Here is a 26,315-nt window from a genome sequence, read left to right on the forward strand (position 1 = left end):
AACGTCGCTGTACTAGAACCACGCCTCCCACATCGCGCCGACGTTGAAGTCGTCCAGCGTTTCATCTTTGGTGTTGTTCACGCGCGCGGTACGTTCGTTATCCACCTTGCCGCCGGTCACGTAGAAGCGCAGCATCGGACGGAACTCCGGCCCCATGGCGATAGACATGTTCTGCGACAGGGTCAGCTTCCAGCCCTTGTTGTCGCCGCCGTTGTCGTAATCCACGTGCTGCCAGCCCGCTTCCAGCCAGGTGGAGTGAACGTCGTTCCACCAGTGCATCGGGCGCACGATGGCGTTGTAGTTCTTGCGGTTGTCGGTCTTATCGCGGCTGTTGTCGTAGTCATGGAAGGCGAGGAGGTACTCCACCTGCGTCGCCTGGGTGAATTTGTACAGCCCTTCGAAGCTGGCGTAGACCGTGGTCAGATCCTCGGTTTTGTTGAACACGCTGTTGTCCGCGTTATCGGAGTAGCGGGCAATCACCTTGTTCACGCCGCTGTCGTTGGTGTGGCTCAGCACCACGCCGCCCTGCCAGGCGTTCAGACGTTCGTCGCTCTCCACCGCTTTCGAGTCAAAGCCGTAGTTGGCGTACAGCTCCAGATCCAGCGGACCGAGCTTCATACCATGGATTTTAGACGTCGCGGCGTAGTTGCCTTTGTCGCCCGTGCCGGACCCGCCGGTACAGGTGATGCGCGACGGGTTCGCTTCGTCTTCCATCACTTCCGGGCTACAGGATTCCACCGCCGCCACGGCGGCCACGTCGAACTGCACGCCGCCGATGTCGAAGTTCTTCACCCCGGCGCCCTGGCCGTCGTGGTTCATCCAGAAGTAATCGTTGATGCCCTGCTGCGGACGCTGGTGGAAGTCACGACCGGCCCAGAAATAGGCGTTCGGGTTGGAGGCCATAATGTTGGTCACGCCCGCGTAGGCTTTTTTCAGGTTAACTTCGTCGCCCCAGTGGTCGATCATCACGTTAACGTCCCAGATGGCGCCGTTTTCGCCCTTGAAGGCTTTAGAGAGCTGGAACTCGCCGCCGTTGCCTTCGTTGCCCAGACGACCAATGGCGGACGCGCCGTTGTAGGAGCCGTCCACCGCCACGTATTTCTGATCGGCGGCCTGGAAGTGCGCGCCGTAGCGGGCGTAGCCGGTGAATTTGATGCCAAACGGGATCGCCATATCCGGAGATTGCGCCGCGCTCTGCGGCTCGGTCACCACGTCCGCTTTTTTCGCGACCGCCGCGTCCATTTTGGCCTGACGCTCGGCCAGGGCTTTATCCACCGCTTTTGCCACAATGGCGTCGATTTGCTCCTGAGTGAATTCCTGAGCGAGAACGGAAATTGGGCAAAGCGCGGCGATAACCGCCATGGTTAATGGAAGTTTTTTAATCGTATTCATGGTTATCTCAATATAGTTTAATTTTATTCAGACAATAACCATCCCGCTCCGATCTGACAGAGTATGTCGCTATCATCAGAACAAGTGGATCTCTATTTAGGGTACAGAGGTATTACAGTAATTATTTCGCCATAGACTATCTCTGATATAAATGAATAATTTCTTCGGATAACTCGCGCGCTAATAAGGAGTTCATTAAATGATCCTGGGCGTGCACCATAATTAAGGTCATCGGCTGGCGGGCTTCGCCCGCATCCTGCTCGATCAGTTTGGTCTGCATCTTGTGCGCCTGGCGCGCGTAGCCGTCGGCTTCGCGCAGCAGGCTTTTGGCCTCGTCAAGGTTGCCCTGACGCGCCGCGTGCAGGGCTTCAAAGCACAGGCTGCGGGACTGGCCGGCGTTGACGATAATTTCCATTACGGCTTCTTCTAGTGCGATCATCATCATTACTCTTTATCAAAACTATTATTTAAGGCGGTGGCGGCAAACCACTCTCCGCTTTTTTTAATGGTGCGCTGCTGCGTCTCTACATCGAGCTGAATAAAACCGTAGCGGTTTTTATACGCATTACACCACGACCAGTTATCAATAAACGTCCACATATGATAGCCAAGGCAATTGCAGCCTTCGCTAATACCTTTGTGCAGCCACGATAAATGCTCAGAAATAAAATCAATGCGGTATTGATCGTTAATCTGGCCATTTTCAATAAAGCGCTGCTCGTTTTCGACGCCCATGCCGTTTTCCGAAATAAAGCAGCGAGGGTTACCGTAATTATCGCGCAGGTTAACCAGAATATCGTAAATACCCGGCGCGTAGATTTCCCAGCCGCGGTACGGGTTCATCTTACGGCCCGGCATCTCGTAATTATCAAAGAACCACTCCGGCATAAACGGCGCCTGCGGGTTCACCGCGCTGTCGCGACACTTCACGCGACGCGGCTGATAGTAGTTAACGCCGAGCAGGTCGATTTTCCCTTCCGCAATCAGGAAACCGTCTTCCGGCTTGCAGGCGGGCAGCTGATCGTAAGATTTCAGCAATGCCACCAGGTCCGCCGGATACTCCCCGCGCAGCACCGGGTCGAGGAAGCTGCGGTTAAACATCAGATCCGCTATGTGCGCCGCCTTCACGTCCGCCGGGTTCCGGGAGCGCGGGTACGACGGCGTCAGGTTGAGCACGATGCCGATCTCACCCGCGTAGTGTCCGGCGCGGTAAGCCTGAACGGCCTTCGCGTGGGCCAGCACGGTGTGATACGCCACGGTGGCTGCCCGACGAAAATCCACCACGTTCGGGTAGTGGAAGTCGTACAGATAACCGCCTTCCACCGGAACAATCGGCTCGTTGAAGGTAAACCAGTGCAGCACGCGGTCGCCGAACAGCTCGAAGCAAATCTGCGCATAGCGGGCGTACGCGTCCACCACGTCACGGTTTTCCCAGCCGCCAATCTCCTGCATCGCCATCGGCATGTCGAAATGGAACAGGGTGATAAACGGCGTGATACCCTGCTCGTTTAGCTCATCAATGACCTGATTGTAAAAATCGACCGCGTCCGGGCTCACTTCACCGATACCGTCGGGGATCAGGCGCGCCCAGCTAATCGAGGTGCGAAAGCTGTTGTGGTTCAGCTGCTTTAACAGCTGAATGTCCGTTTTCCAGTGCTGATAAAACGTGGAGGTGTGCTGCGGCCCCACGCCGTTGTGAAAACGGTTCGGCTCGCGGGCAAACCAGTAATCCCACGTGGTTTCGCCCTCTCTTGCCCCTTCCGTCTGGAGAGCGGAGCTTGCGCTGCCCCACCAGAAGTTATCGGGAAATGCGTATTTCATGACCCTTCCTCTTTGACTTAATTACTGACTGTTTCAGCGGTGCCGACGGTTGCCTGGGCTTTCTGCTCTTCATTTTTGATGAGCGTACGCTCATAGGCGCGCAGGAACGGCAGGTACATCAGGGCGGACATCACCATGCAGACCAGGCACATCACCACCGGGCTCAGCGCCCAGTTCGCCGCCCACGAGGCGCCAATCGGCGCGGGCGTGGTCCACGGGGTTAACGAAACCACCTGAGCCAGCCAGCCGAGTTTGGTTGCGCCGTACGCCAGGCAGGCGTTGACCAGCGGAACAAACACGAACGGGATAAACAGCATCGGGTTCATGATGATCGGTGCGCCGAACAGAATCGGTTCGTTGATGTTAAAGAAGCTTGGCACCACGCCCATTTTGCCGATGGTGCGCAGGTGCGTAACGCGGCTACGCAGCAGCAGGAACGCCAGCGGCAGGGTGGAGCCTACGCCGCCAATCAGCAGGTAGTGATCCCAGAAACCTTGCAGATAAACGTGCGGCAGCGCCGCGCCCGCCGCCAGCGCCGCCTGGTTTGCAGAGAGGTTCGCCATCCAGAACGGGTTCATGATGCCGGTGACAATCAGCGACCCGTGGATACCAGCGAACCAGAAGATCTGGCACAGCAGCACGGAGAGCAGAATGGCGGGCAGCGAGTCAGACGCCGACACCAGCGGCTCCAGCAGGTGCATGATCGCCTGCGGGATGATCATCCCGGTCTGCGCTTCAATGAACAGGTTCAGCGGGTGCAACGTCCCGATCACCACCATCACTGGGATCAGGATCTCAAACGAACGCGCCACGCCGGTCGGCACTTCCTTCGGCAGGCGGATAGTCACGTTGTTCTGCTTCAGCCACGCATAGACGCGGGTGGAGTAGATCGCGGTGATAAGCGCAGTGAAGATCCCCTGGCCGGAGAGATACTGGGTCGAGATTTTGCCATCGGCATAGGGCGCGGCGACCAGCAGGAAGGCCATAAAGGCCAGCAGGCCGGACATCACCGGATCGAGGTTAAACTGACGCCCCAGGCTTGCCCCAATCCCCACCGAGATGAAGAAGGTCATCACGCCCATGCTGAGGTTAAAGGGCAGCATCAGCTGTTCGCGGTAGGTCTCGGAGAAATCCAGCCAGCCGCGGGCGAAGCTGTTGGTGGTATCCGCCGAAAACGGCGGGAAGATAAACACCAGCATAAACGAGCCGATGATCATAAACGGCAGCGCAGCGGTAAAGCCGTCGCGGATGGCAATCACATACTTTTGCTGACCGAGCTTCGCGGCCAGCGGCGTAATTGACTGCTCAATCACCGCGACCATGGATTGATATAACGAACTCATGTGAACACCTTTTAGTGTGCCGCTTCGATGAGCGACAGAGCATAGTCCAGTACTTTATCGCCACGCTGCATGCCGTAATCCATCATGTCGATGGGCTGCACCGGAATGCCTTGCGTCGCTGCCTTGTCTGAGAGCGTCTTTAACATGTATTTCACTTGCGGTCCGAGAAGCACCACCTGATAGTACGGAAACTGCGTATCAAATTCGGATACGCCATACGCATCTATCTTCACGGGCAAGCCCCGTTCTTTTGCAACATCGATCATTTTGCTGACCAGCAGGCTGGTGGACATCCCGGCAGAGCAGCACAGCATAATCTTGAACATCGACAACCATCCTCAAAATGTAAAAAGTTATTGCGAGGATGATTGGACATGATACGGAAACCGGTTTCCATTTATAAAAGACAGAAGTGTGACAACCATCAAGATCCCTCACTTATGAGGCTAATTAACCGGATGTGGGTCACATAATTTGGCTGTTTTGGCATCAAATTGAGTGGAAACGGAAAATCGGTTTCCATGGAAAACGGAAACGGATATACTCCGTTCTGGCTATAATGTGAGCCGTAGCGGTGATGGAAATTACAGACGCCAGTTGCGTCTGACAGGGGAGAGAGATGTCTACAATCAACGATGTATCGCGTCTGGCCGGGGTGTCCAAAGCCACGGTATCACGGGTGTTGAGCGGGTCGCGTGGCGTGAAGGAAGCCAGCCGCCAGGCTGTTCTGAAAGCGGTGGACGAGCTGAACTATCGTCCCAACGTGATCGCCCAGTCGCTGCTCAGCCAGTCGACGGGCTGCATTGGGGTGATTTGCGCGCAGGAAAACATTAACCAGACCACCGGTTACCTGTACGCGCTGGAAAAACACCTCAGCCAGCATCAAAAACATCTGCTGCTGCGTTTCGCACACACAAAAACAGAAGTGATGAACGCCCTTGAAGAACTCTCCTGCGGCTTATGTGATGACATTCTGGTGATTGGCGCGCGTTTCCCGCTGGACGTGGACATGGACAACGTGATTCTGGTCGACTGTATGGAAGCCGATAACGCCAACAGCATTCAGTTCGATCACGCGTTCGCGGCCGAAACGGCCTGTAACTATCTCACCAGCCAGGGGCGTCGCCAGATAGCGCTGATCCACCCGCACGGCAGCGGCTTTGCCGATCAGGTGCTGCTGGGCTACAAACACGCGCTGGAGAAAAACTTCCTGCCCTTTAATCGCAACCTCGTGTTTATGGACGCGACTTCATCGTCCGTTGCGCTTCAGGAATTACTCAACAACGCGTCCACGCTGAACTTCAACGCGCTGCTGGTGGCGGATGAGCAGGAAGCCCAGCGGGTGATCCCGCAGTTACAGGCGTTTAATAAATCGGTACCGGAAGACATCATGGTTTTCAGCCTCGGCGGTTCGCTGCATCTGCCGGGTATTCCGGTGATCCCGGCCATTGAGTATTCCATGGACGCCATGGCGGCGCGCATCGTGAGCTGGCTGACAGAGAAAACGCAGATGCTCGGGTCCTACGTTCTGCGCGGGGATTTGATTATTCCGGATGTGCGGAAGCGTTAAACGTGTGATGTAGGCCGGGTAAGCGCAGCGCCACCCGGCGCTCAACCCTCAGTAATCTTCCATACAATCCACCTGACTTACTGCATCCCAGTAGGCGTCCAGGTTGTCACGCTTCACGGCGGTGATGGCGTTTTTGATCAGCAGCTGATTGGTCTCAGACGACAAAATCATCGCCTGCCAGGCCTTATCGCTCTGCTTTTTCTGCGGGGTACAGGTTTTCTTCACATCTTTCAGGACCTGCTGTTTTATTTGCGCCTCTTTCTCCGGAGCGCTCTTCTCCTGCGCGTGAACAAACGCAGCGAAAATCAGGCAAACGAGCAGGCAAACCAGGTGTGCAGATTTCATCGAAACCTCCTTTGAAAGTCACATGCTTCCCCTGAAATATATCGTTACATTCATCAACGCGATTCAAGCCAAAAGTATGAATTTACGCATTCTGCGTGCGAGATCCGATCGCCAGTGCAATGCCATAGCTTACTAACACCGCGAGACTCATTTTCAGCATCGTTTCTCCGCCGATACCGGCAAGAGGCGCTGCGATCCCACCGAATAAAAACATCAGCATGCCCAGAATGGCTGACGCTGTGCCGGACTCCTTCGCGTCGACTGCGCTCATCGCTTCTGAACCCGCAATGGTGCTGATCCCGCTGTTAAATGCGACGGTGAAAAAGAGTGCAATCAGTGCCGGAACGGAAAGCTGCATCCACGCAAAGAGCAACGTCAGCCCCGCGCAGGTTACGGCCAACACCAGACCTATTTGCATTAACCCTTCCGCCGGGTGTCGGCGTGCCAGACGGGAGAAAATCAGCGCTGAGACGATCAGGCCGATACCGTTCACACCGAACAGCAGGCTGAACTGCATGGCGCTCAGGCCATATTCGTTTTGCATCACAAAGGAGGATGCCCCGATATAGGCGAACAGCCCCGCCAGCATGAAGGCCTGGATCAGGCAGTAGCGCATAAAGCGACGATTTTTAAGTACCGTCCTGGCGGTTTGCGTCAGCGATCCCCCGCCCTGTTTCTCTGTGAGGGACTCGCGGATAAAAAGCTGGCTGGCGATCAGCAGCGCCAGACCCGCCCCTGCCATTACCCAGAACAGCATCCGCCAGTCGAAATGCGACGCGATATAGCCACCGAGCACCGGGGACACCACGGGCGCGATGCCGTTGACCGTCATCAGTAGGGCAAAAAACTGCGTTAGCATCGTGCCATGATAGTTATCACGGGCGATGGAGCGGGCAAGTACGGAGCCGCCCGCCCCGGCAACGCCCTGCACAAATCGCCAGCCGATCAGGGCGTAAATATTCTGCGTGCTGGCACAAAGCACTGAAGCCAGTACAAACAGCAAAAGTGAGAACAGCAGCGGCGTTTTACGTCCGATGCGATCGCTTAGCGGGCCGAAAAAGAGTTGTCCCAGCCCCAGGCCAATCAGCGCCGAGGTAAGAGAAAGCTGCGTCAGCGTTGTGGAGGTGTTGAGCTGGGTGGCGATCTCCGGCAGCGCCGGAAGATAAAAATCGGAACACAGCGGCCCGATCGCCGTCAGCAGGCCAAGGATGGCCGCGAAAGAAAAAGAGAGTTTTGCCATAGGTATTTACTCTGATGGCCGGGCAACGTTGCGCCGCCCGGCAGTGATGTTACTGAATCCCGCCGCCCAGCGACTGCCACAGCGTGATGCGGTTTTCCAGGTCGGTTTGCTGCAAGGCAATCAGTGATTCCTGCGCCGACCACAGCGACCGCTGCGCGGTGAGCACCGTCAGATAATCGCCCGCGCCAGCCTTGTAACTGCGCGTCGCCACATCCAGCGTTTTTTGCTCCGCCGCCACGTATTCACGCTGGGCATCAAGCTGTTCACTCAACGTTTCGCGCCGGGCCAGCGCGTCGGCCACGTCCTTGAACGCGCTCTGGATGGTTTTCTCATAGGTCGCAATTAACCCTTTTTTCTCGGCTTCCGCATAGCGCAGCTGCGCCATATTGTTGCCGCCGCTGAACAGCGGCAGGGTGATGGAAGGTGCAAACGACCAGACCTTCATCCCGTGGCTGAACAGGGACGACAGCGAATCGCTGCCGACGCCCGCGCTGGCGGTGAGCGAGATGGTCGGGAAGAAGTTGGCGCGCGCCGCGCCGATGTTGGCGTTGGCGCTCAGCAGGTTATGCTCGGCCTCCTGAATGTCCGGACGACGCAGCAGCGCGCTGGAGCTGACGCCCGCCGGGATCAGCGTGATGGCGTTGTCGCTCAGGCTCTCCAGCGTGCCGGGCAGCAGGTTCTCGGGCACCGTATCGCCCGCCAGCAGGTTGAGAGCGTTTTTGTCCTGCATCACCAGCGTCTGGTAGCTCGCCACGCTGGCGCGCGCCTGCTGGTAAACCGCCATCGCTTCACTGACGTCCGTTGCCGCTGCCACACCCACTTCCTGCTGGCGCTTCACAATCTTGAGCGAGTTTGCGGCGCTCTCCAGGGTGGACTTCGCCAGCGCCAGATTGCTGTTATCCGCCGCCAGCGTCACCCAGGCCGTGGTCAGCTCGCTGACCATCGTCAGGCGCGTGTTCTGCGCGGTGAATTCGCTGGCAAGCCAGGTTTCACGCGCGGCACGCGACAGGCTCTGGTTGCGGCCAAACAGATCCAGTTCGAAGCTGGAGACCGCGCCGTTGGCTTCGTCACTTGTCGCGACGCCGCTCGCCAGCGTGCGGCTGCGGGTGTGGCTCAGTTCCGCGTCCACCGTCGGGAACAGGGACGAGCGCGTTTCGCCATACTGGGCACGGGCGGCGTCGATATCCGCAATCGCTTTTTGCACGTCGCGGTTGCTGTTGAGCGCCATCGTCACCACGCTTTTCAACCGCGCATCATTCATCACCTGCTGCCACTGGCTCACCACGGCGTTGGCTTCGCCATGGGCGCCCGGCAACGTCGCCGGGACGGGGGCGTCCGGGCGCTGATACGTGGGATCTAATGACACACAGCCCGCGCTCAGCAGCGCTAACGTTAATACGGTTACACGAAACATTATGACCTCCGGTTTGCGTGCTTACCGGAGAACAGACGTTTCACCAGTACAAAGAATAAAGGAACAAAGAAGATGGCCAGCAGCGTCGCGGCCAGCGTCCCGCCGATAATACCGGTACCGATCGCCACGCGGCTGTTGGCCCCGGCGCCGGTGGCAATCGCCAGCGGCGTCACGCCTGCGATAAACGCCAGCGAGGTCATGATGATCGGACGCAGACGCGTCTGGGCGGCCCGCAGGGCGGCGCGCGTCAGGGAGTAGCCTTCGGCCACTTTGGCTTCGGCAAACTCGACAATCAGAATGGCGTTCTTCGACGACAGACCGATGGTGGTCAGCAGCGCCACCTGGAAATAGACGTCGTTGTTCAGGCCGCGCAGGGAGGCGGCAACCGCCGCACCCAGCACCCCTAGCGGGATCACCATGATGACCGAAATCGGCACCGACCAGCTCTCATACAGCGCCGCCAGGCACAGGAACACCACCAGGATCGAGAGGGCATAGAGGCTCATCGCCTGACCGCTCGCCAGTTTTTCCTGCAACGACAAACCGCTCCATGCCCAGGTGCTGCCGGACGGCAGGTTATTCGCCAGCTGCTCCATTTTGCTCATCGCCGTACCGGAGCTGGCGCCGCTGGCGTTTTCGCCCTGAATCTCATACGCCGCCGAGCCGTTGTAGCGCACCAGGCTTTCCGGGCCATACTCCCAGCGGGTGGTGGCGAAGGCGGAGAACGGGGTCATGGTGCTGTCGCTGCCGCGCACATACCATTTGTTAAGATCCGATGGCACCGCGCGATAGTCGCTGTCGCCCTGGATGTAGACCTTTTTCACGCGGCCACGGTCAATGAAGTCGTTCACGTAGGTGCCGCCCCAGGCGCTGGAGAGGGTGTCGGTAACATCGCTCAGGGAGAGCCCCAGCGACACGGCTTTGTTGTTATCAATATCCACCTGAAGCTGCGGCATCTGCGGCAGATCGTTGGCGCGCACGGCGTGCAGCGAGTTGTCCTGGTTGGCTTCGCCAATCAGCTGGTTACGCAGTTTCAGCAGCGCGTCGCGGTCGGTGCCGCCGCTGGCCATCAGCTCAAAGGTAAAGCCGTTGCTCTGGCCTAAACCATCCACCGCCGGGGGCGTCATGGCGAAAATTGTGGCATCCCGAATGGTGCTCAGCTCCTGCGTGGCGCGCAGGGCAATGGCCTGGGCGGTATTCTCATCGCCTTTGCGCTCTGACCAGTTTTTCAGGGAGACGAACGCCATCCCGGCGTTCTGGCCGCTGCCGCTGAAGCTGAAGCCTTCAATGGTGAAGATCACGTCGGTATTGGCTTTCTCTTTGGTGAGGAACCACTCGCGTACCTGGCGGCTTACCTCGGCGGTACGCACCGCGGTTGCGCCGGCGGGCAGGGTGTACTGCACCATGATTTCACCCTGGTCTTCGGTTGGCAGGAAGCTGCCCGGCAGTTTTAGCATGGCGAACCCCATCGCGCCGCAGAGCAGGGCGTAGATCACCAGCATGCCACCGGAACGGCGCAGGGCGCGCAGCACCTTGTTCTGATAGCCGTGCTCGGTCTTACTGTAGAAGCGGTTAAACGCGCCGAAGAAGCCCTTTTTGTGCGGAGCGGTGTGATTCAGGATCGAGCCGCACAGCGCGGGCGTCAGGGTCAGCGCCACCACCACGGAGAGGAACATCGCCGAAATAATGGTGACCGAGAACTGACGGTAAATCACCCCGGTGGAGCCGCCGAAAAAGGCCATCGGCAGGAATACCGCAGAGAGCACCAGCGCAATGGCGATCAGCGCGCCGGAAATTTCGCCCATCGATTTTTCGGTCGCTTCCCGGGCGGGCAGCCCTTCGTCGCGCATAATACGCTCGACGTTTTCCACCACCACGATGGCGTCATCCACCAAAAGCCCTATAGCCAGCACCATCGCAAACAGCGTCAGGGTGTTGATGGAGTAACCGAACAGCGCCAGCACGCCGAAGGTGCCCAGCAGCACCACCGGCACCGCCAGCGCCGGGATCAGCGTCGCGCGGATGTTTTGCAGGAACAGGTACATCACCACCACCACGAGGATAATGGCTTCGAACAGCGTCTGAATCACGTCCTCAACGGAGATCTTGATGAACTCGGTGCTGTCTTTCGGGTAGGCCACGTCGTAGCCTTCCGGCATCGACTTTTTGAACTCGGCAATCTTGTCTTTTACCGCCGTGGCGGTGTTAAGCGCGTTGGCGCCCGGTGAGAGCATCACCGCCATACCCGCCGCCGGGTGGCCGTTCAGCTTCGCGGTGGCGGTGTAATCTTCGCTGCCCATCTCCACGCGCGCGACATCGCTGATGCGCACCACCGCACCGTTGGACTGGCTCTTGACGATGATCTTTTTGAACTCATCGACCGTTTGCAGACGCGACTGAGCGCGGACGGTGGCGGTCAGCTGTTGGGCGTTCGACGAGGGCAGCGCGCCGATTTTACCGGCGGAAACCTGCACGTTCTGCGCTTCAATCGCGCTCTGCACGTCGGAGGGCATCAGCGAGTACGACGCCAGCTTCGCCGGGTCGAGCCAGATGCGCATCGCGTATTCTGCACCGAACACCTGTAGGCTACCGACGCCATCCACGCGCGCCAGCGGATCCTGCATATTACTCACCAGCCAGTCGGCGATATCCGAGCTGCTGGCGGTGTCGGTTTTGTCATATACGCCCATGATCAGCAGGAAGTTGCTCTGGGATTTTTCGACGGTGATCCCGGACTGCTGCACCTCGGTCGGCAGGCGCGATTCCGCCTGCTGGACTTTGTTCTGCACCTGTACCTGAGCGGTGTCCGGATCGGTTCCCTGTTCAAACGTGACGTTAATACTCACCGACCCGTCCGAGCTGCTGGTGGAGGTGAAGTAGAGCAGGTTATCCAGCCCGGTGAGCTGCTGCTCGATCACCTGCGTCACGCTGTTTTCCAGCGTCTGTGCGGAGGCACCGGTATAGGTGGCGGAGATTTTGATCGACGGCGGAGCCACGTCCGGGTACTGCGCAACGGGCAGCGTGCGGATCGCCAGCATTCCGGCGAGCATGATGAGAATGGCGATAACCCAGGCAAAGACCGGGCGACGCACGAAGAAACGGGAAAACATCAGGCGTTTCCTCCGTTGGTTTTCATCTCTTCAGCTTTCACTTCCTGCCCGGCGGTGACTTTATCGGTGCCTTCCACAATCAGCTTATCGCCCGCCTTCAAACCGCTCAGCACCAGCCATTTGTCGCCGTAGGTGTCGCCCGTCTCCAGCTGACGCTGTTCGACCTTGTTGCTGGCGTTCACCACCAGCGCGGTGGCGGTGCCTTTGGCGTCGCGGGTGATGCCCTGCTGCGGGGCGAGGATCGCGTCATTCATGATGCCTTCATCCACTCTGGCGCGGACGAACATGCCCGGCAGAAGCTGATGCTGCGGGTTCGGGAAGACGGCGCGCAGGGTGACTGAGCCGGTAGACTCATCCACCGCCACTTCGGTCAGCGCCAGGCGGCCTTTTTCGCTGTAGCTGCTGCCGTCTTCGAGAATCAACGACACGTTCAGCGTATCGCTGTTGCTGGCGAGGGTTTGCTTGCGTAAACGCAGCAGATCGGCGCTGGAACGGGTTAAATCGACGTACATACTGTCCAGCCCGCGAATGGTGGCCAGCGCGGTATCCTGCTGGGCGGTCACCAGCGCGCCGGGGGTCACAGAGGAGATGCCGATACGTCCGGCAATCGGCGCGGTGACGGTGGTCCAGTTGAGGTTAATGCGGGCGCTTTCCAGCGCGGCTTTCTTTGACTCGACGCTGGCCTTGTCCTGCGCGCAGGTGGACTTCGCGTCTTCCGCATCCTGACGTGATACGCCGTCGTCCTTCACCAGCTGCGCATAACGCCGGGCTTTCTGGCAGTCGGCCTGCACCAGCGCCTGCGCCTGTTTCAGTGCGGCGGCGGCTTCATCATACGCGGCGCGGTAGCTGGAAGGATCGATCTGATACAGCGCCTGCCCGGCCTTGACCGTATCGCCTTCGGTGAACAGGCGCTTCTGGATAATGCCACCTACCTGGGGGCGCACTTCGGCGCTCATTGCGGCGGCGGTGCGGCCGGTCAGCTCGCTGACGACGGACACCGGCTGGCTCATGAGGGTGACAATCCCCACTTCCGGAAGAGGACGTTGAGGAGCAGATGTTTGCGCATTATCGCACCCTGTCAGGAGGAGTAATGCCGCGATGGAGGTTGTTATGGTTTTCATAATCTTTTTCCAGGGTGAACGAAGCCTGCCCTGTTAATCGCTTAACAGGGAGGAGGGCTAATTAAAAGCACAGCGATCCCGCATCTCTGGCTGAGCCAGAAATGAAAAAAGGGAAATTACTTATTTCCGCTAATTATTCACATGCGATTACTTCGCAGAGAAAATCATATTTAAAATATTCTGGTATATAGGCTCTAATTGTTCTGATGGTACTTTTAAAGGCGTGAGTCGACGGTAAATCGTGCCTTCGATCATCACGGCGGTAATCTCCACGCAGCAGCGAATATGCTCATCGCTCAGGTGAGGGAACTGCTTTTTCAGGTGCTCACAGGCGTTGGCGAACATGCGGGCTTCGGCTTCGATCAGCATGTTGGCCACCAGCGGATTGCGCGTGGCCTCTGCGGACATTTCGAGCATCAGCGCGTCATCGTCTTCGTTAAGCGTCTGGCGCCAGGCAAGCGCCTGCGGCATCCCTTCAACCAGGGTTTTGCCCTGCATCTCTTCAATACGTGAGTCGATAATGCGCCGGATCATCTCTTCAATAATCGCGTCTTTGTTACTGAAATAGCGATAGATTTGTCCGACGCTGAGCCTGGCTTCGCTGGCGATCTGCGACATGCTGGCAGCGTGAAATCCACTGGCGCGAAAGCAGCGGCGCGCGGCGGTAATGATTTCGTCCTGCCGCAGTTTTTGTCGTTCTTCCAGCTTTGTACTCATTGTCGGCTACCGTAAAAAGTGAGAATGATCGTTCTCATTATACGTTTTCGGAGACTATTGGAAAGGCTTTTTTTATTTACATATTGAATGAATATTTCCAGGTATAAACAATGGAGAAAATAAGGAGTTTTTATGAAGGTTAAGCTGTGAGATATTCAGATTGCGCTGAAAATAAGGAGAGAATTATGCATCTGAGCATTACAGATAATGTCACAGCCGAAGAAAAAGAAGAATTATTAACGGGGCTAAGAGCCTATAACGCGCAGTTTTTAGATCTGTCGACGTTTGGCGGCGATATTGGCGTATATATGCGAGACGACAATGGCGTCATGCTGGGCGGGTTAATCGGCGTACGGAAAGGCGACTGGCTGAACATCGACTATCTGTGGGTCAGCGACAGCGTGCGGGGAACGGGCGTGGGAAGCCAGCTTATCAAAACGGCTGAAGAGGAGGCCCGTCGCAAAGGCTGTCGTCACGCGCTGGTGGATACGGTCAGCTTCCAGGCGCGCCCGTTCTATGAAAAGCAGGGTTATCAGGTGCAGATGTCCTTGCAGGATTACCCTTATCAGGGAATGCAGAGACACTATCTGTCCAAAAATCTTTAACCGCCGATCCCGGTGCCTATCACGGCTAACACGTGGCGCACCACGATCTCCGGCGAGAGGGCGCTAAGCCTCTCGTCATTGCGCATGCGGGAGAACGGCACCAGCACCAGGCTCAGCAGCGTAGTGAACAGCAGTTCGGGGGCCAGCGCCGGATTCAGCTTTCCTTCCTGCTGCCAGCTTTTGATGGTTGCCAGCGTGGTGTGATATTTCTCATCGCCAAAGCGTGCCTGCAAATGGGTGCGCAGTACCGGCATCTCGCCAATCACCTCCTGCATCCACAGCGGGGCAAACCAGCGATACTTTTCCGCCAGTTCGGCCAGCACCCTGACCATTTCCGTCAGGGCATCCACCGGCGAATCCCGGTTGTCGGCGAAAATCGCCCCGATCCGCTCGCGTAACGGCAGGAAGCGCTCCTCAATCATCGCATCCAGTAACTGTTCTCTGGAGTTGAAGTAGTAGTGCAGCATGGCGGGCGTCACGCCTGCTTCGCGGGCGATGGCGTTCAACGACGTATTGGCGATCCCCTGGCGGGAAAAGAGGTTCAGGGCGATGTCCAGCAGCTGTTCACGGCTGGCGGTAACGCGCTTGCCGCCGCGTGGCCGACCGGGGCGGCGGGGTTCAGAATTGTCCTTTTGTGCTGGCATGGTCACCGTATCTCTTGATCTTATTCATCACTTCCACAAATATTAATTATACGATTAATTAATTTCAAGTGATGTCTTATGGAGTCCGACGTAATGACTCAACCTGCGAAAAAGGCGCCGTCGATTAAGCTGCTGTTCAGCGCACTCCTGCTGGTGATGCTGCTCTCGGCGCTGGATCAGACCATTGTCTCCACCGCGCTGCCGACCATCGTCGGTGAGCTGGGCGGGCTGGATAAGCTCTCGTGGGTGGTAACGGCCTATATCCTCAGTTCGACCATCGTGGTGCCGCTGTACGGCAAATTCGGCGATCTGTTTGGCCGAAAAATCGTTCTGCAAATCGCGATTGTGCTGTTTCTTGTAGGGTCCGCGCTGTGCGGTCTGGCGCAGAACATGACCCAGCTGGTGCTGATGCGCGCCCTGCAAGGGCTGGGGGGCGGCGGTCTGATGGTGATCAGCATGGCTGCCGTGGCGGACGTGATCCCGCCTGCCGATCGGGGTCGCTATCAGGGGTTGTTTGGCGGCGTGTTTGGCCTGGCGACGGTGATAGGGCCGCTGATCGGCGGGTTTATCGTTCAGCACGCATCCTGGCGCTGGATTTTCTACATCAACCTGCCGCTGGGGCTGTTTGCCCTGCTGGTGATTGGCGCGGTTTTCCACGGCAGCGCGCGGCGCAGCAAGCATGAGATTGACTACCTGGGGGCGATTTACCTCAGCATGGCGTTGCTGTGCATCATTCTGTTTACCACCGAGGGCGGGACGATCCGCCAATGGAGCGACCCGCAGCTGTGGTGTATTCTGGCCTTCGGCCTGACGGGGATCGCCGGGTTTATCTACGAAGAGCGGCTGGCGTGGGAGCCGATTATCCCGCTGTCGCTCTTCCGCGACCGCAGCTTCCTGCTCTGTAGCCTGATCGGTTTTATTATCGGCATGTCGCTGTTTGGCTCCGTCACTTTCCTGCCGCTCTATTTACAGGTGGTAAAAGACGCCACGCCGACGCAGGCCGGTTTGCAGCTGATCCCCCTGATGGGGGGGCTGTTGCTCACCTCCATCATCAGCGGGCGCATCATCAGCCGTACCGGGAAATATCGTCTGTTCCCGATCCTCGGCACGCTGCTCGGCGTGGTGGGGATGGTATTACTGACGCGCATTTCAATCACCTCCCCAACCTGGCAGCTGTACCTGTTTACCGGCGTGCTGGGCATGGGGCTGGGACTGGTGATGCAGGTGCTGGTGCTGGCGGTGCAGAACAGCGTGTCAGCCGATCAATACGGCGTCGCGACGTCTGGGGTGACGCTGTTCCGTTCCATTGGCGGGGCGATTGGCGTTGCGCTGTTTGGCGCGGTGTTCACCCATATTCTGCAATCAGGCCTGATCGACAGGCTGCCGGAAGGGGCGGAACTGCCGCGCGAACTTAATCCCGTTGCCATACACCATCTGCCTGATGCCCTGCGTCTGGACTATCTGGATGCGTTCGGCTCGGCGATCCATGCGGTATTCATGCTGGCGGCGGGGATTATGGTGCTGGCGTTTGTGCTGTCGTGGTTTTTGCGCGAAGCGCCGCTGCGTCGGCAGGCGTGAGGGAAGCGGTTCTGCTTGCGCCTGGACTACCGTCACCTGATGCCCATCGCCCGGTGGCGCTACGCTTACCGGGCCTACACTTCGCCCGTTACGTAGGCCGGGTAAGCGCAGCGCCACCCGGCAACAGGCCGCATATAACTTAACCGTCTTACTGATTCCTTTTCGTTTTTTAGCCTGCCGTCTCGTTGTCGATATAGTCTTCAAAACGTCTATCAAAAGGAACTGTCTCGTGAAACTTCGATTGGGTGCGCTTCTCCTGACTGGCCTGCTGCTCGCGGGCTGTGATCAGGGCGGCAATGATGCCAGACACATTAAAGTCGGCGTGATCAATGGCGCTGAGCAGGACGTGGCGGAAGTCGCCAAAAAGGTGGCAAAGGAGAAATACGGTCTGGATGTTGAGCTGGTGGGCTTTAGCGGCTCGCTGCTGCCCAACGATGCCACCAACCAGGGCGAACTGGACGCCAACGTCTTCCAGCATCGCCCGTTCCTCGCAGAAGATAACAAGGCGCACAATTACAAGCTGGTCGCCGTGGCCAATACCTTCGTCTTCCCGATGGCGGGTTACTCCCGAAAGATTAAATCGGTCTCTGAGCTGAAGGACGGCGCAACCATTGCGATTCCAAACGATCCCACCAACCTTGGCCGCGCGCTGTTGCTGCTGCAAAAAGAGAAGCTGATTACCCTTAAACCGGATGTTGGCCTGCTGCCAACGGCGCTGGATATTACCGCGAACCCGAAAAACTTACAGATTATGGAGCTGGAAGGGGCGCAGCTGCCGCGCGTGCTGGACGATCCGAAAGTGGATGTGGCCATCATCAGTACCACCTATCTCCAGCAAACGGGGCTTTCTCCGGTACACGACAGCGTCTTTATCGAAGACAAAAACTCACCCTACGTGAATATTGTGGTCACGCGTGAAGAGAACAAAGACGCCGAAAACGTGAAGGAATTTATCCAGTCCTATCAGTCGCCGGAAGTGGCGAAAGCGGCGGAGACCCTTTTTAACGGTGGCGCGGTGCCGGGCTGGTAAGCCCCGGTAAAAAGGCCAGCGCTCCGCTGGCCGTCAAAGCGTTACGCGGGCATCGGTTCGGCTTTCGGGCCACAGAAAACCCTGACCAGACTGTGCGCCGGACGCGCGGGCGCGCGCCAGATCCCGCGAGTTTTCGATGCCTTCTATAAGAATTGATTGCGCGATACCTGCCCTGACCTCCTGTACAAACGGGGCAAGCGGCGCGCGCTCGCGCAGCGCTGAGCGGTCAATTTTCACCCCATCCAGCGGCAGCGCAAGCCGCGCGAACGCCTCCGCCAACTCCCGGGTTAAATCGTCCAGCCAGATTTGCCATCCCGCCTCTTTTAACCGAACAAGCGTGGCATGAAGGCGACGTTGCTCATCCTCGCTCAGCCGTGTGATGGTGAGGGGATCCTGAATTTCAATCGTTAACCGCTGCTGATGGCGTAACGCCAGCAACAACCGGATAGCGCGTTCGTTGAGAAGGTGTTCTGCCGGAAGGTTTAGCCAGTAAGCGTCCCGGGCGGGTATCTGTAACAGGGTGTTGGCCTGCCAGAAGAAGATTTGCAGCGCGCTGCGCGAGGGCAGCGAGGCAAACAGCACCTCAAGATTGACGTTATGGATCTCCACGAGAACTTCATGCGCGAACACCTGGCCCGAATGAAGATCGACAAGCGGCTGGAATCGCAGCCCTGAGATACGTTGCAACAAGGGAGAGGGAAGAACGGTATACATGGAACAGCCTTCAGGAAATGAAAAAAGGTTCCCGCGGACACGGGAACAAAAGGCAAACGACACACGGTCAAATTTTTAATTCAGGATCCAGCGAATGCTCTGGTAAAACGAGGGGCCACGCACGGCCTTAAGCTTGTTCATGGCGTTGTTCTTATAAAAGTAAACCAGCCTGACGTTACACCCCAGCTGACGGGCGATTTGCTTGGTTTTGAGATTACAGGAATAGCCGCGCAGTACGCTTGCCTCCTCGCTGGACAGCCTCGCCGGGGTGCGTAAGCGGGTCGTCATGCCTACGTTGTAACGGCCAGACTCTTGCGGCGTCTGGCTCATCAGTATTTGCCACAGCGCTTTGATATCCCCCAGGGAGACTCTTTTGCTGATGACTCCATCAACATGTTTGAATTTCAAATAGCCGGCGGATAACGAATAGATATAGATCTTCGCTGTCATTTGTTTCTGTTTAATACAGAGAATGTCGTCATTCGTCGTCACCCGGAAATGACGCGTATTCAACGGATCATAAATGATGATATCAAAGAGTTGTTCACTCATAGCAAGTTCTTCGATATGGGTAAATCCATGGAAAATAACGTCGTGTTTTTCATCAGGCTCACGCTTTCCAAGCGATTGCAGGCCAATCATCGTGAATTCGCAGCTGTCAACAACGGCAACGTGAATTGTTTTTTTATTTTGCATTGGCATTCTCCTTTCGCTGAGTAAACAGTCCATATAAGAGAAAATGGCGGTTCGCACTCTCTTATTAAAAGAATAGCGAGCACTTTTTAAATAACGCGATGCGATGGCATCAATGTAAGCCAATACAAACCGTCGAGTAAAGCTGAAGCCAATTATTAGCGGAAGATAAAATTGAAAAATGGTTTTAATGGTATATGCAATTGTTTTAATCTTCTAATAATATTCATGCCAGATTTTTATTCTGTAAATGAGCGGATAATAAGCATCAGAAGGTTGATTAATGGGGTTAATCCACCGCCTTTTCAGTGATTTACTGCTGTTTCTGTAAGAAAAATTGTGATCGTGGCAGGGTTATCGACAGGGCTTTATCTGCGAGGGGAAACGGCGTGCAGAATAAAATAGAATTTTTTCTATGAATTTAATGTCCTTGTTCAGATTTTTAAGCCTGAGAAGGATAAAATCCTGGCGCGAAGAGGTTGTGAGTGGTGAGTACATAAACTATTATCATTTTCCTCCGGTCACGAGAATTTAGAAAAGACATGAATAATACTGAACGTATCGTAAGGGTAATGGTGTTTTACAAAATAAATATATTTAAAGAGATAATATTCCGGGCGCTCCAGGATCTTTTACCCGATTACATACTGAACATTACTCAGGTCGATTCCACAGAACAGGCGCTGGCGGCGGTGGCGGATAATAACGTGGATGTTTTCTTCACTGAATTTAATTATCTGCTTAATCATAAAGAGTGGAGTGCGGAGGTCAGCAGCCGTTTTACATCTTTATGTAAAACCCATCACGTCAGGCGTGTTCTGTTGGTGCCCGAGCTGCCTTACGGGCTGTTAAAAAAAGTTCTGGAGATGAAATTTGAATTAACCATCAGTCAGCAGGATGAATTGACTGAACTGAAAAAGGAATTACCCGCGTTGCTCATGGCGGACGGGCAAAAACCGTCGATCTCTTCGTGGCTCAGGCGGGTAATGCGGTCCGGCTCCCGGGCGCGTTCCATCCTCTCGGCCAGAGAGTGGGAGGTGCTTCATCTTATCGTGGAAGGATTTTCAACGACGGAGATTGCCCGTCATCGAAACCGTTCGGTCAGTACCATTGCGACACAGAAACACAATGCAATGAAAAAGCTGAATCTTTCCAACCACAGCGAACTGATTAAGTATGTGCAAGCGGTTGGAAAGATGGAGGAATAGTTCACATCAGGGATAGATAATATTCAGCGTAGCCGATGTATTGATCTTACCCTGGCTCACCTGGGCGGGCGCCCACACGTAATAGTACGCCGCCATCGGAAGGGTGAAATGTTCGTCCAGCGCCGCGCCAGCCGCCACGCTGAAAATCATCGTGGCGTTGCCACGGCTGGTGGTTGAGGTAGAGAAGGTCACCGGCGTTTGCGGGGCGTCACGTTTTATCAGGCGGAGCCCCACGCCCTGCGCCGCGCTACTGCTGCTGTCGATCAGCACCGAGCTGTCGGTTGAGAGCAGCTGCGTGCTGGACAGAAACATCTCAATTGCCCGATCGGAATTGCCATTAACCCCGACGTTCTGACAGCTCATGTTCAGTGAAAAAGGCGTCAGCCCCGGCTGTGAGGATGCACTGAGCTGGGGAATGCCGAGCGTCGGCAGCGCCACGGTCAGCCCCGCATTATCAAAGGAACAGGTAGTCAGTTTCGGCGCGTATTTGATGATCATCGGTTGACCAAACATATCTCGGTTGTCGTAAGGCCACTTGAACCCGCTGAATAACCACTGCGCTATCTTGATGACCTGATTGATTGGCCAGGTGATGATTTCCCAGATGGATAACCCGCTCATGTCGCTGACGAACAGAACGTCGCTCATGTTCGCCGTATCCCCCGTCAGGGTGGTACCGCTCTGGTTAACGAGGGTGAAGCGAACCGTAAACGGTGTGTTCAGCTCAGACGCCGTATGGCTACCGCTGGCTGACAGGGTTTTATTGGCCGGGGGATTGGTGATCTCCGCCCGCACCATATACTTGTTATTGCTGAACCCGAGGATGGTCGCGTATTTGCTGTCGGTCGAGAGGATCGGCGTGTAAGAAAATTCACTGTTACCCGTCGTACAGTTGAACGAGCCGCTGTACTGGGTGCTGAAGCTGCCGGTCCATGTGGGCGTGGCCGGGCTCAGCTTATCCGATAAATCAATGGTAATCGGTGTGCCATAAACGATGCTGCTGCCGGAGCAGGTGGCATAGCTCATCCCGCTAATGCTGGTGAGGAGCAGGAACATGAATGATCGTAACATTTTGATAATCCGTAATTAATGGCAAACCGATGAGGAGCTGTTCAGCCCCCAGGCCGGGGAGGAGATTTCGCACTTTCCGCCGCGGAGATGCACGTTGAGCGCGCGTGGCGGCTGTTCAGCACGGATATACAGTACGCTGGCCTGGCCGACATACCCGACAGATCCACCGTGTTCATCCAGCACTTCGGTGCCAAACGGCAGCGGTTTGCCGTCGGTGCGCGTCGCATGAAGTACCCATGACTGGCGCTTATCGGTTTCGAAGCGGATATAACTCACCGCCCCGTCGTAAGGAGCCACGTTAGCCATATTGCCGATCACCTCCGCGCCAGCGCTATTTTCCGTTTCGGTTAACGTAATGGCGTTTTTGCGATACGGGGTGGCGTAAGGCACCAGCGCTACGCCATCGCGGTTCGTCATAATGCTTTCATCGCCGTTCACCATCAGCCCCTCCGCCTTTGGCGCATCGACGATAGTCATGGTTGTGCCGGTTTCGTTTGAGGCGAGAACGTGCCACGGGTAGGCCACCAGGCTTCCGCGTCCGCTGAGCCCGGTCTGGCGGTAGTCGTAGGATTCGCTGTAAGAGCCACCGAGTGTCGCGAAGTTCGAACGGTACGCGGCGTTAACGCTTGCCGCATTTTTACCCCCACGCGCATTACTGCCGGAGAGGGTATAGCTCAGGCGGTTCGACGCCAGCGCGTTCCCGCTCATGCTGATATTGCTCTGCTCGTAATGCGAATCGCTGGCCGTCAGGCTGGAGGTGATCCACGCATTGTTATCAAACAGCGAGAACGGCAGGCTGAGGGAGAGGTAAAGGCGCGTCTCTTCTTCACTGTCCCTGTTCCGTACCCGGCTGGCCGACAGGGTATAGCTGGCGCGGCCGATGGCGTTGGAATAGCCCATCTGATATTCGCGCGTGGTTTGCTGTGAGTTCCAGTAATCGCGCTGTGTGCCGGAGACAAACACCGTGCCCCAGTTATTGAGCAGGCGCTGATTAAGGTTAAGCGTAAAGGTATTTTTGGGCTGCGCCGCGCGCAGGGCGTCCCAGGTGCTTAGCGACATGTCGGGCGCAACGCCAAACCGATCTTCATAGTCGTCGTACTGCGCTCTCAGGCGCTGATACCCTTCGCGCGAATAGAGCGCGTCGCTGAAGCTGTAATAGCCTTTAGTGGAATAGCGATAGGCCGCCAGGGTGAAGTTGGTGGCGGTGGTATCGATAAATTTGCTGTACGACACGCGATAACTCTGACCGCTGCTGGTGCGATCCTGTAGGGTGGTTTTGGCGTGGGTGACATCAAACGAAACCGCGCCAAACGGAAGGTTCCACCCGGTACCGACAAGCCCGGCCTGGTAGTTATCGCTAATAATCGTCCCGGTATACCCGGTGATGAGGTTATTAAACCCGTAGCGCAGCGTGGCCTGCATGAATGCGGGTTCGGCATCGAGCGTGTTCTGATGCACTTTACCCGCCACTACGCTGTACTGGCTCACCCCTTCTTTTAGCATCCCGGGCACGGCGGAAAACGGCACCGTGAAGGACTGCTGTGAACCGTCCGCTTCACGCACCACCACCAGCAAATCGCCCGCGGACCCGGTAGGTTGAATGCTGTCGAGGGTAAACTGGCCCGGCGGCACGTTCTCCTGATAGATCACGTTGCCATTCTGGATAACTTTCACCAGGGCGTTCGTCCGTGCCACGCCGTGAACCACCGGTGAAAAACCCTGCTGTGAATTTGGGCGCATCTTCATATCCGACGCCAGCGACACGCCGCGCACGCGCAGGGAATCAAACAGATCGCCAGGAATATAAAAGTCACCCAGCGTCAGGTTGGATTTCAGCGAGGCCAGGGGACGGCGCAGGTAGCGGGTATTATTCTGCCAGCTACTCTCTCCGCTGGCGGTTTTCCGCCAGGCGCTGCTGTCGCGAAACTGCCAGCCGAACAGGTTGGCGCCGGAATCCAGCCCGGCATAAAAATCATCATTTGTGTCTTTCGCAGTGCCTTTCGCGCGGGTGTTGTACCAGGTCGTGTTCCACGAGAGCATCAGCGCCGGGATCCCCTTGTCCCAGAACTGGGGGGCAATGTAACCTTCTTCAGTACGCTGCACGGCCGCCTGCGGAACGGTAAGCGCCAGGCTCAGGGTGCTGGTATCGGTTTTGACTTCACCGCCCTGAACCAGATCGCGCAGCTGGACCTGCCCGTGCGCAATGGCGGGCGCAGGCACGGACGTGGTGTTGATGCCAAGCGACCGGGCATCTTTCCAGGCAAGGCGGATGTCGTCACGCTGTTCGCCGTAGATGACGGTATAACGTCCCTTCCAGCTGCCGTTTACGTAGATATCCATCTCCTGACTGCCGGCAGGCATGGCGTTGTTTTCGGAAAAGCGAGACAGATCGGACTCACCGGATGCGCCAGCAAGCAGGGAGGGATCAAACGAGACGGCCCCTGATTTATGCGAAAGCAGAAGCGTGCAGACTGCCAGCAGACAGAGTCTGTTTTGTTTCATTTTCATGGTGAGTCTTTCCGATCACTGACTGGTGAAAGTCCGGGTTTTATACGCGCCAAGATCGTTCACATACATCAGCTGGAAGGTCTGTCCGCGCTTAACCGTATTTTTGGCGGCGACCGTCAGCTGCCCAAACGGGGAAACCATCGGGGACTCCTGGAGCAATTTCGTTTTACCCAGCGAAATATTGGCGACCGTAATATGGAACGGACTGTTATTTGTAATGCGAAAGCGATCGCCGTCGGCGGCGAGCGTCAGTTTCGCCACCGCGTCATCCAGCGTGCCTTTCAGCGCAGCGGGCCGATAAAAAAGTTTGATACGGGATTTAATCGCCAGCTGAACAGTATTCTGGTTTTGCAGATTTTCAGGTCTGGGCGGAATGTCGAGGACATTCAGGAAAAAGACGGATTCGCGATCCGCAGGCAAGCTGGACGGCAGCTTTTTAATACGAAGCTGTTGACCATTATGTTCGTTAACCTTTATCACCGGCGGCGACAACAGAAACGGCACATTGGCTGTTTCCGGCGTGGAATTAATATCACCGTCATCTATCCAGGATTGTACCAGAGCCGGCGCATCGCCCGTATTCATTAACTGGACGATCACCTCTTTGTTATTTTCAGGATAAAGGACACGGGTGCCATTAATGACAATATTGGCCCATGAGTGACCCGTGCTTAGCAGTAAGCCTGCCAGCAAAATTGCCTTGCGCATGATTGCAACCTTAAATACAGGCTCTGCGAAAACAGAGCCTGAATAATCACTATTACAGGTAGGAAATGGTATACGTTACGTTGGAGCTTAACTCGCCCACGGTGGCGGCAGCGGCGTTTGTTTTATAGTAATAAACGTCCAGCGTCAGCGTTTCGGAATCTGGCGCGGTCGCTGTACCCATAATATTTGTCGTGTAAGGCTGGTTCAGGGTAATAGGCGTAGACGAACCTGGCTCCACTAACGCAAAGCCGACATTACGTGCCACGCTGGCATCGCTTTCGTTCACGCTGTTATTCAGCAGGTATTTACCGTCAGTGGAAATATTATCCGCGCTGGAGAAATACACTTTCAGCGGGGTACCGGTCGTTCCGGCTGCTGGTGAGCAACCAGAGAATGTCAGCGCAATAGATTTTTTATTTCGGGTGATCAGGCCAACCGTGGTGCCCGCATCTTTTACCGAAATAGGGGAAAGCGCAACGGTAAAGTCCGCGCTTTTACCGCCGTTAATGGTACAGGTTGTATCGGTAATAGCGCCGGTAAAGTTAATGATACCACCCGCCGAATTGTCTGCGGCCACTGCGCTGGTAGAGGCAATAGCGGCGGCCAGCAGTGATACGGTCATGATCGATTTGAACATGATAAACTCCATGAAGATTTGTGTTATTTAAAATGAATGTTAATCGGCTACACATGTCCCTGATGTACCGGCTAGACGCATGGCGACTCGGGAGAATGCTTTGACGATATTATGTTGCACTAAAAAAGTACATAACAAAACATTATTCCAACAACTTCTAAAGTTTAAGATTATAATCTTGTAAGTATGTTTTTTTTAATGTTTTAACCTAAATGCGTTGGTTCGAAGATTTTTATTAATGCTTTAATAATCGTTAATTAATGAAGCTTTATGAATTCATCTCTCAATTAATATCACGCGACTTGACCACACAAACTTTAGACTTATTATTGCCTGGCAAATGCACAAAAATTTAACAATGGCGTAATAATAATATGAAGTATCTCATTGATCTTACAATGCTTTATGAAGTCGACACCGGTATGATCATGATTAATGGAGAGGAAGAGTCATCCATTAAGTTATCTAACCAGGCGGGTCGTCTGCTTTATGAACTTATCATCAATAATGGTAAAACACTCGACAGAGACGACCTGATAAAGAAGGTCTGGGAGGATCATGGTTTCTCTGGTTCTTCGGTGAGTCTGAATGTTGCCATAAGTGAAATCAGAAAAGCATTTCGTACATTAGGCTGCGACCCTTTACTGATAAAAACGATACGTGGCAAGGGATTTAGCCTTGCCGCGCATATTGAACACCACACGGTCAGGCCGCCGGTTATTTCAACGCTTAGCGCTGAGAGATCCCCTCATAATTTCCCCAAAGCGTAACCATGTGTGAATAAATTTTGAGCTAGTAGGGTTGCAGCCACGAGTAAGTCTTCCCTTGTTATTGTGTAGCCAGAAT

At 55.8% G+C, this 26,315-nt stretch carries 25 protein-coding genes; 6 read left to right on the forward strand and 19 right to left on the reverse strand.

All coding sequences use genetic code 11. From position 1 onward, the window contains the following. Positions 1-12 precede the first annotated feature (12 nt). The 5 genes from ACOTX5_RS21820 to ACOTX5_RS21840 all read right to left on the reverse strand — a co-directional run bounded on the left by ACOTX5_RS21820 (position 13) and on the right by ACOTX5_RS21840 (position 4,882). Positions 13-1,392 (reverse strand): carbohydrate porin, encoded by a 1,380-nt coding sequence (locus ACOTX5_RS21820; RefSeq protein WP_045910982.1) that lies wholly within the window; start codon positions 1,390-1,392, stop codon positions 13-15. A 136-nt stretch (positions 1,393-1,528) separates the two neighbouring features. Next, positions 1,529-1,831 carry a PTS lactose/cellobiose transporter subunit IIA gene (locus ACOTX5_RS21825; protein ID WP_014168006.1) on the reverse strand — a complete coding sequence of 101 codons (303 nt, stop codon included), beginning with the start codon at positions 1,829-1,831 and terminating at the stop codon, positions 1,529-1,531. A gap of 5 nt (positions 1,832-1,836) precedes the next feature. Further along, positions 1,837-3,213 (reverse strand): glycoside hydrolase family 1 protein, encoded by a 1,377-nt coding sequence (locus ACOTX5_RS21830; RefSeq protein ID WP_017694005.1) that lies wholly within the window; start codon positions 3,211-3,213, stop codon positions 1,837-1,839. A 17-nt stretch (positions 3,214-3,230) separates the two neighbouring features. Continuing rightward, positions 3,231-4,556, reverse strand: a complete 1,326-nt coding sequence (locus ACOTX5_RS21835; protein ID WP_017694004.1) for a PTS cellobiose transporter subunit IIC — start codon at positions 4,554-4,556, stop codon at positions 3,231-3,233. A gap of 11 nt (positions 4,557-4,567) precedes the next feature. Then, positions 4,568-4,882, reverse strand: coding sequence for a PTS sugar transporter subunit IIB (locus ACOTX5_RS21840; protein ID WP_032668892.1), 315 nt, complete (start codon positions 4,880-4,882; stop codon positions 4,568-4,570). 293 nt (positions 4,883-5,175) lie between these two features. On the opposite strand from ACOTX5_RS21840, the gene ACOTX5_RS21845 reads away from it, so the two are divergent. Continuing rightward, the gene (locus ACOTX5_RS21845; protein ID WP_003861033.1) at positions 5,176-6,126 is read left to right on the forward strand and encodes a LacI family DNA-binding transcriptional regulator; all 951 of its coding nucleotides are present in this window, start codon (positions 5,176-5,178) and stop codon (positions 6,124-6,126) included. 48 nt (positions 6,127-6,174) lie between these two features. Here the strand turns inward: ACOTX5_RS21845 and ACOTX5_RS21850 are convergent, their stop codons facing one another. The 6 genes from ACOTX5_RS21850 to ACOTX5_RS21875 form a co-directional block, all read right to left on the reverse strand. Further along, the gene (locus tag ACOTX5_RS21850) at positions 6,175-6,471 is read right to left on the reverse strand and encodes a YicS family protein (protein WP_063438908.1); all 297 of its coding nucleotides are present in this window, start codon (positions 6,469-6,471) and stop codon (positions 6,175-6,177) included. An 82-nt stretch (positions 6,472-6,553) separates the two neighbouring features. Further along, positions 6,554-7,711, reverse strand: a complete 1,158-nt coding sequence (locus tag ACOTX5_RS21855) for a multidrug effflux MFS transporter (RefSeq protein ID WP_032646699.1) — start codon at positions 7,709-7,711, stop codon at positions 6,554-6,556. 49 nt (positions 7,712-7,760) lie between these two features. Beyond that, on the reverse strand, positions 7,761-9,125 hold the full coding sequence (locus ACOTX5_RS21860; protein WP_017694001.1) for an efflux transporter outer membrane subunit: 1,365 nt from the start codon (positions 9,123-9,125) through the stop codon (positions 7,761-7,763). Beyond that, the gene (locus tag ACOTX5_RS21865) at positions 9,125-12,235 is read right to left on the reverse strand and encodes an efflux RND transporter permease subunit (RefSeq protein ID WP_017383666.1); all 3,111 of its coding nucleotides are present in this window, start codon (positions 12,233-12,235) and stop codon (positions 9,125-9,127) included. The genes ACOTX5_RS21860 and ACOTX5_RS21865 overlap by 1 nt, the downstream gene beginning before the upstream one ends. Beyond that, entirely contained in the window at positions 12,235-13,356 is a 1,122-nt protein-coding gene (locus tag ACOTX5_RS21870) for an efflux RND transporter periplasmic adaptor subunit (protein ID WP_017383665.1), read from the reverse strand. The genes ACOTX5_RS21865 and ACOTX5_RS21870 overlap by 1 nt, the downstream gene beginning before the upstream one ends. A 147-nt stretch (positions 13,357-13,503) precedes the next feature. Further along, positions 13,504-14,073, reverse strand: a complete 570-nt coding sequence (locus ACOTX5_RS21875) for a TetR/AcrR family transcriptional regulator (protein ID WP_000104919.1) — start codon at positions 14,071-14,073, stop codon at positions 13,504-13,506. 185 nt (positions 14,074-14,258) lie between these two features. On the opposite strand from ACOTX5_RS21875, the gene ACOTX5_RS21880 reads away from it, so the two are divergent. Further along, complete coding sequence (locus ACOTX5_RS21880; protein WP_017383664.1) at positions 14,259-14,678, forward strand: GNAT family N-acetyltransferase; 420 nt, start codon at positions 14,259-14,261, stop codon at positions 14,676-14,678. Here the strand turns inward: ACOTX5_RS21880 and ACOTX5_RS21885 are convergent. Then, entirely contained in the window at positions 14,675-15,322 is a 648-nt protein-coding gene (locus ACOTX5_RS21885; RefSeq protein WP_006812486.1) for a TetR/AcrR family transcriptional regulator, read from the reverse strand. The two genes, ACOTX5_RS21880 and ACOTX5_RS21885, sit on opposite strands and share 4 nt — an antisense overlap. A 78-nt stretch (positions 15,323-15,400) precedes the next feature. On the opposite strand from ACOTX5_RS21885, the gene ACOTX5_RS21890 reads away from it, so the two are divergent. Next, complete coding sequence (locus ACOTX5_RS21890; RefSeq protein ID WP_015570095.1) at positions 15,401-16,900, forward strand: MDR family MFS transporter; 1,500 nt, start codon at positions 15,401-15,403, stop codon at positions 16,898-16,900. A gap of 229 nt (positions 16,901-17,129) precedes the next feature. Beyond that, entirely contained in the window at positions 17,130-17,930 is an 801-nt protein-coding gene (gene nlpA, locus ACOTX5_RS21895) for a lipoprotein NlpA (protein WP_023302839.1), read from the forward strand. 33 nt (positions 17,931-17,963) lie between these two features. On the opposite strand, the gene ACOTX5_RS21900 is transcribed toward nlpA, so the two are convergent. After that, positions 17,964-18,644, reverse strand: a complete 681-nt coding sequence (locus ACOTX5_RS21900) for an EAL domain-containing protein (RefSeq protein WP_015570094.1) — start codon at positions 18,642-18,644, stop codon at positions 17,964-17,966. Between the two features lie 75 nt (positions 18,645-18,719). Further along, entirely contained in the window at positions 18,720-19,340 is a 621-nt protein-coding gene (locus ACOTX5_RS21905) for a LuxR C-terminal-related transcriptional regulator (RefSeq protein ID WP_045910980.1), read from the reverse strand. Positions 19,341-19,909: 569 nt separating this feature from the next. On the opposite strand from ACOTX5_RS21905, the gene ACOTX5_RS21910 reads away from it, so the two are divergent. Next, positions 19,910-20,545 (forward strand): LuxR C-terminal-related transcriptional regulator, encoded by a 636-nt coding sequence (locus ACOTX5_RS21910; RefSeq protein ID WP_045356877.1) that lies wholly within the window; start codon positions 19,910-19,912, stop codon positions 20,543-20,545. A 6-nt stretch (positions 20,546-20,551) separates the two neighbouring features. On the opposite strand, the gene ACOTX5_RS21915 is transcribed toward ACOTX5_RS21910, so the two are convergent. From ACOTX5_RS21915 to ACOTX5_RS21930, 4 genes are read right to left on the reverse strand one after another with little or no spacing between them, the layout of a single operon-like run. Next, the gene (locus ACOTX5_RS21915; protein ID WP_032668888.1) at positions 20,552-21,616 is read right to left on the reverse strand and encodes a fimbrial protein; all 1,065 of its coding nucleotides are present in this window, start codon (positions 21,614-21,616) and stop codon (positions 20,552-20,554) included. A 15-nt stretch (positions 21,617-21,631) separates the two neighbouring features. Beyond that, positions 21,632-24,124, reverse strand: coding sequence for a fimbria/pilus outer membrane usher protein (locus tag ACOTX5_RS21920; protein ID WP_045910978.1), 2,493 nt, complete (start codon positions 24,122-24,124; stop codon positions 21,632-21,634). A 15-nt stretch (positions 24,125-24,139) separates the two neighbouring features. Beyond that, entirely contained in the window at positions 24,140-24,832 is a 693-nt protein-coding gene (locus ACOTX5_RS21925) for a fimbrial biogenesis chaperone (protein ID WP_045910977.1), read from the reverse strand. A 52-nt stretch (positions 24,833-24,884) separates the two neighbouring features. After that, complete coding sequence (locus tag ACOTX5_RS21930) at positions 24,885-25,469, reverse strand: fimbrial protein (protein ID WP_017383657.1); 585 nt, start codon at positions 25,467-25,469, stop codon at positions 24,885-24,887. 374 nt (positions 25,470-25,843) lie between these two features. Here ACOTX5_RS21930 and ACOTX5_RS21935 point away from each other — a divergent pair, with 374 nt between their 5' ends. Next, complete coding sequence (locus tag ACOTX5_RS21935; RefSeq protein ID WP_234105350.1) at positions 25,844-26,239, forward strand: winged helix-turn-helix domain-containing protein; 396 nt, start codon at positions 25,844-25,846, stop codon at positions 26,237-26,239. Here ACOTX5_RS21935 and ACOTX5_RS21940 read toward each other — a convergent pair. Then, positions 26,218-26,315, reverse strand: a 98-nt coding sequence (locus ACOTX5_RS21940) for a hypothetical protein (protein ID WP_035294458.1), incomplete at its 5' end; no start/stop codon positions are given. The two genes, ACOTX5_RS21935 and ACOTX5_RS21940, sit on opposite strands and share 22 nt — an antisense overlap.

Origin of the sequence: Enterobacter cloacae complex sp. IR5441, from assembly GCF_049238215.1 — a bacterium.
Lineage (GTDB): Bacteria > Pseudomonadota > Gammaproteobacteria > Enterobacterales > Enterobacteriaceae > Enterobacter > Enterobacter hormaechei_C.

Bases quoted from the DNA above. Each gene is read 5' to 3' on its own strand.
- ACOTX5_RS21820 (WP_045910982.1), bottom strand. From the start codon at position 1,392: ATGAATACGATTAAAAAACTTCCATTAACCATGGCGGTTATCGCCGCG.
- ACOTX5_RS21825 (WP_014168006.1), bottom strand. From the start codon at position 1,831: ATGATCGCACTAGAAGAAGCCGTAATGGAAATTATCGTCAACGCCGGC.
- ACOTX5_RS21830 (WP_017694005.1), bottom strand. From the start codon at position 3,213: ATGAAATACGCATTTCCCGATAACTTCTGGTGGGGCAGCGCAAGCTCC.
- ACOTX5_RS21835 (WP_017694004.1), bottom strand. From the start codon at position 4,556: ATGAGTTCGTTATATCAATCCATGGTCGCGGTGATTGAGCAGTCAATT.
- ACOTX5_RS21840 (WP_032668892.1), bottom strand. From the start codon at position 4,882: ATGTTCAAGATTATGCTGTGCTGCTCTGCCGGGATGTCCACCAGCCTG.
- ACOTX5_RS21845 (WP_003861033.1), top strand. From the start codon at position 5,176: ATGTCTACAATCAACGATGTATCGCGTCTGGCCGGGGTGTCCAAAGCC.
- ACOTX5_RS21850 (WP_063438908.1), bottom strand. From the start codon at position 6,471: ATGAAATCTGCACACCTGGTTTGCCTGCTCGTTTGCCTGATTTTCGCT.
- ACOTX5_RS21855 (WP_032646699.1), bottom strand. From the start codon at position 7,711: ATGGCAAAACTCTCTTTTTCTTTCGCGGCCATCCTTGGCCTGCTGACG.
- ACOTX5_RS21860 (WP_017694001.1), bottom strand. From the start codon at position 9,125: ATGTTTCGTGTAACCGTATTAACGTTAGCGCTGCTGAGCGCGGGCTGT.
- ACOTX5_RS21865 (WP_017383666.1), bottom strand. From the start codon at position 12,235: ATGTTTTCCCGTTTCTTCGTGCGTCGCCCGGTCTTTGCCTGGGTTATC.
- ACOTX5_RS21870 (WP_017383665.1), bottom strand. From the start codon at position 13,356: ATGAAAACCATAACAACCTCCATCGCGGCATTACTCCTCCTGACAGGG.
- ACOTX5_RS21875 (WP_000104919.1), bottom strand. From the start codon at position 14,073: ATGAGTACAAAGCTGGAAGAACGACAAAAACTGCGGCAGGACGAAATC.
- ACOTX5_RS21880 (WP_017383664.1), top strand. From the start codon at position 14,259: ATGCATCTGAGCATTACAGATAATGTCACAGCCGAAGAAAAAGAAGAA.
- ACOTX5_RS21885 (WP_006812486.1), bottom strand. From the start codon at position 15,322: ATGCCAGCACAAAAGGACAATTCTGAACCCCGCCGCCCCGGTCGGCCA.
- ACOTX5_RS21890 (WP_015570095.1), top strand. From the start codon at position 15,401: ATGGAGTCCGACGTAATGACTCAACCTGCGAAAAAGGCGCCGTCGATT.
- ACOTX5_RS21900 (WP_015570094.1), bottom strand. From the start codon at position 18,644: ATGTATACCGTTCTTCCCTCTCCCTTGTTGCAACGTATCTCAGGGCTG.
- ACOTX5_RS21905 (WP_045910980.1), bottom strand. From the start codon at position 19,340: ATGCAAAATAAAAAAACAATTCACGTTGCCGTTGTTGACAGCTGCGAA.
- ACOTX5_RS21910 (WP_045356877.1), top strand. From the start codon at position 19,910: ATGGTGTTTTACAAAATAAATATATTTAAAGAGATAATATTCCGGGCG.
- ACOTX5_RS21915 (WP_032668888.1), bottom strand. From the start codon at position 21,616: ATGTTACGATCATTCATGTTCCTGCTCCTCACCAGCATTAGCGGGATG.
- ACOTX5_RS21920 (WP_045910978.1), bottom strand. From the start codon at position 24,124: ATGAAAATGAAACAAAACAGACTCTGTCTGCTGGCAGTCTGCACGCTT.
- ACOTX5_RS21925 (WP_045910977.1), bottom strand. From the start codon at position 24,832: ATGCGCAAGGCAATTTTGCTGGCAGGCTTACTGCTAAGCACGGGTCAC.
- ACOTX5_RS21930 (WP_017383657.1), bottom strand. From the start codon at position 25,469: ATGTTCAAATCGATCATGACCGTATCACTGCTGGCCGCCGCTATTGCC.
- ACOTX5_RS21935 (WP_234105350.1), top strand. From the start codon at position 25,844: ATGAAGTATCTCATTGATCTTACAATGCTTTATGAAGTCGACACCGGT.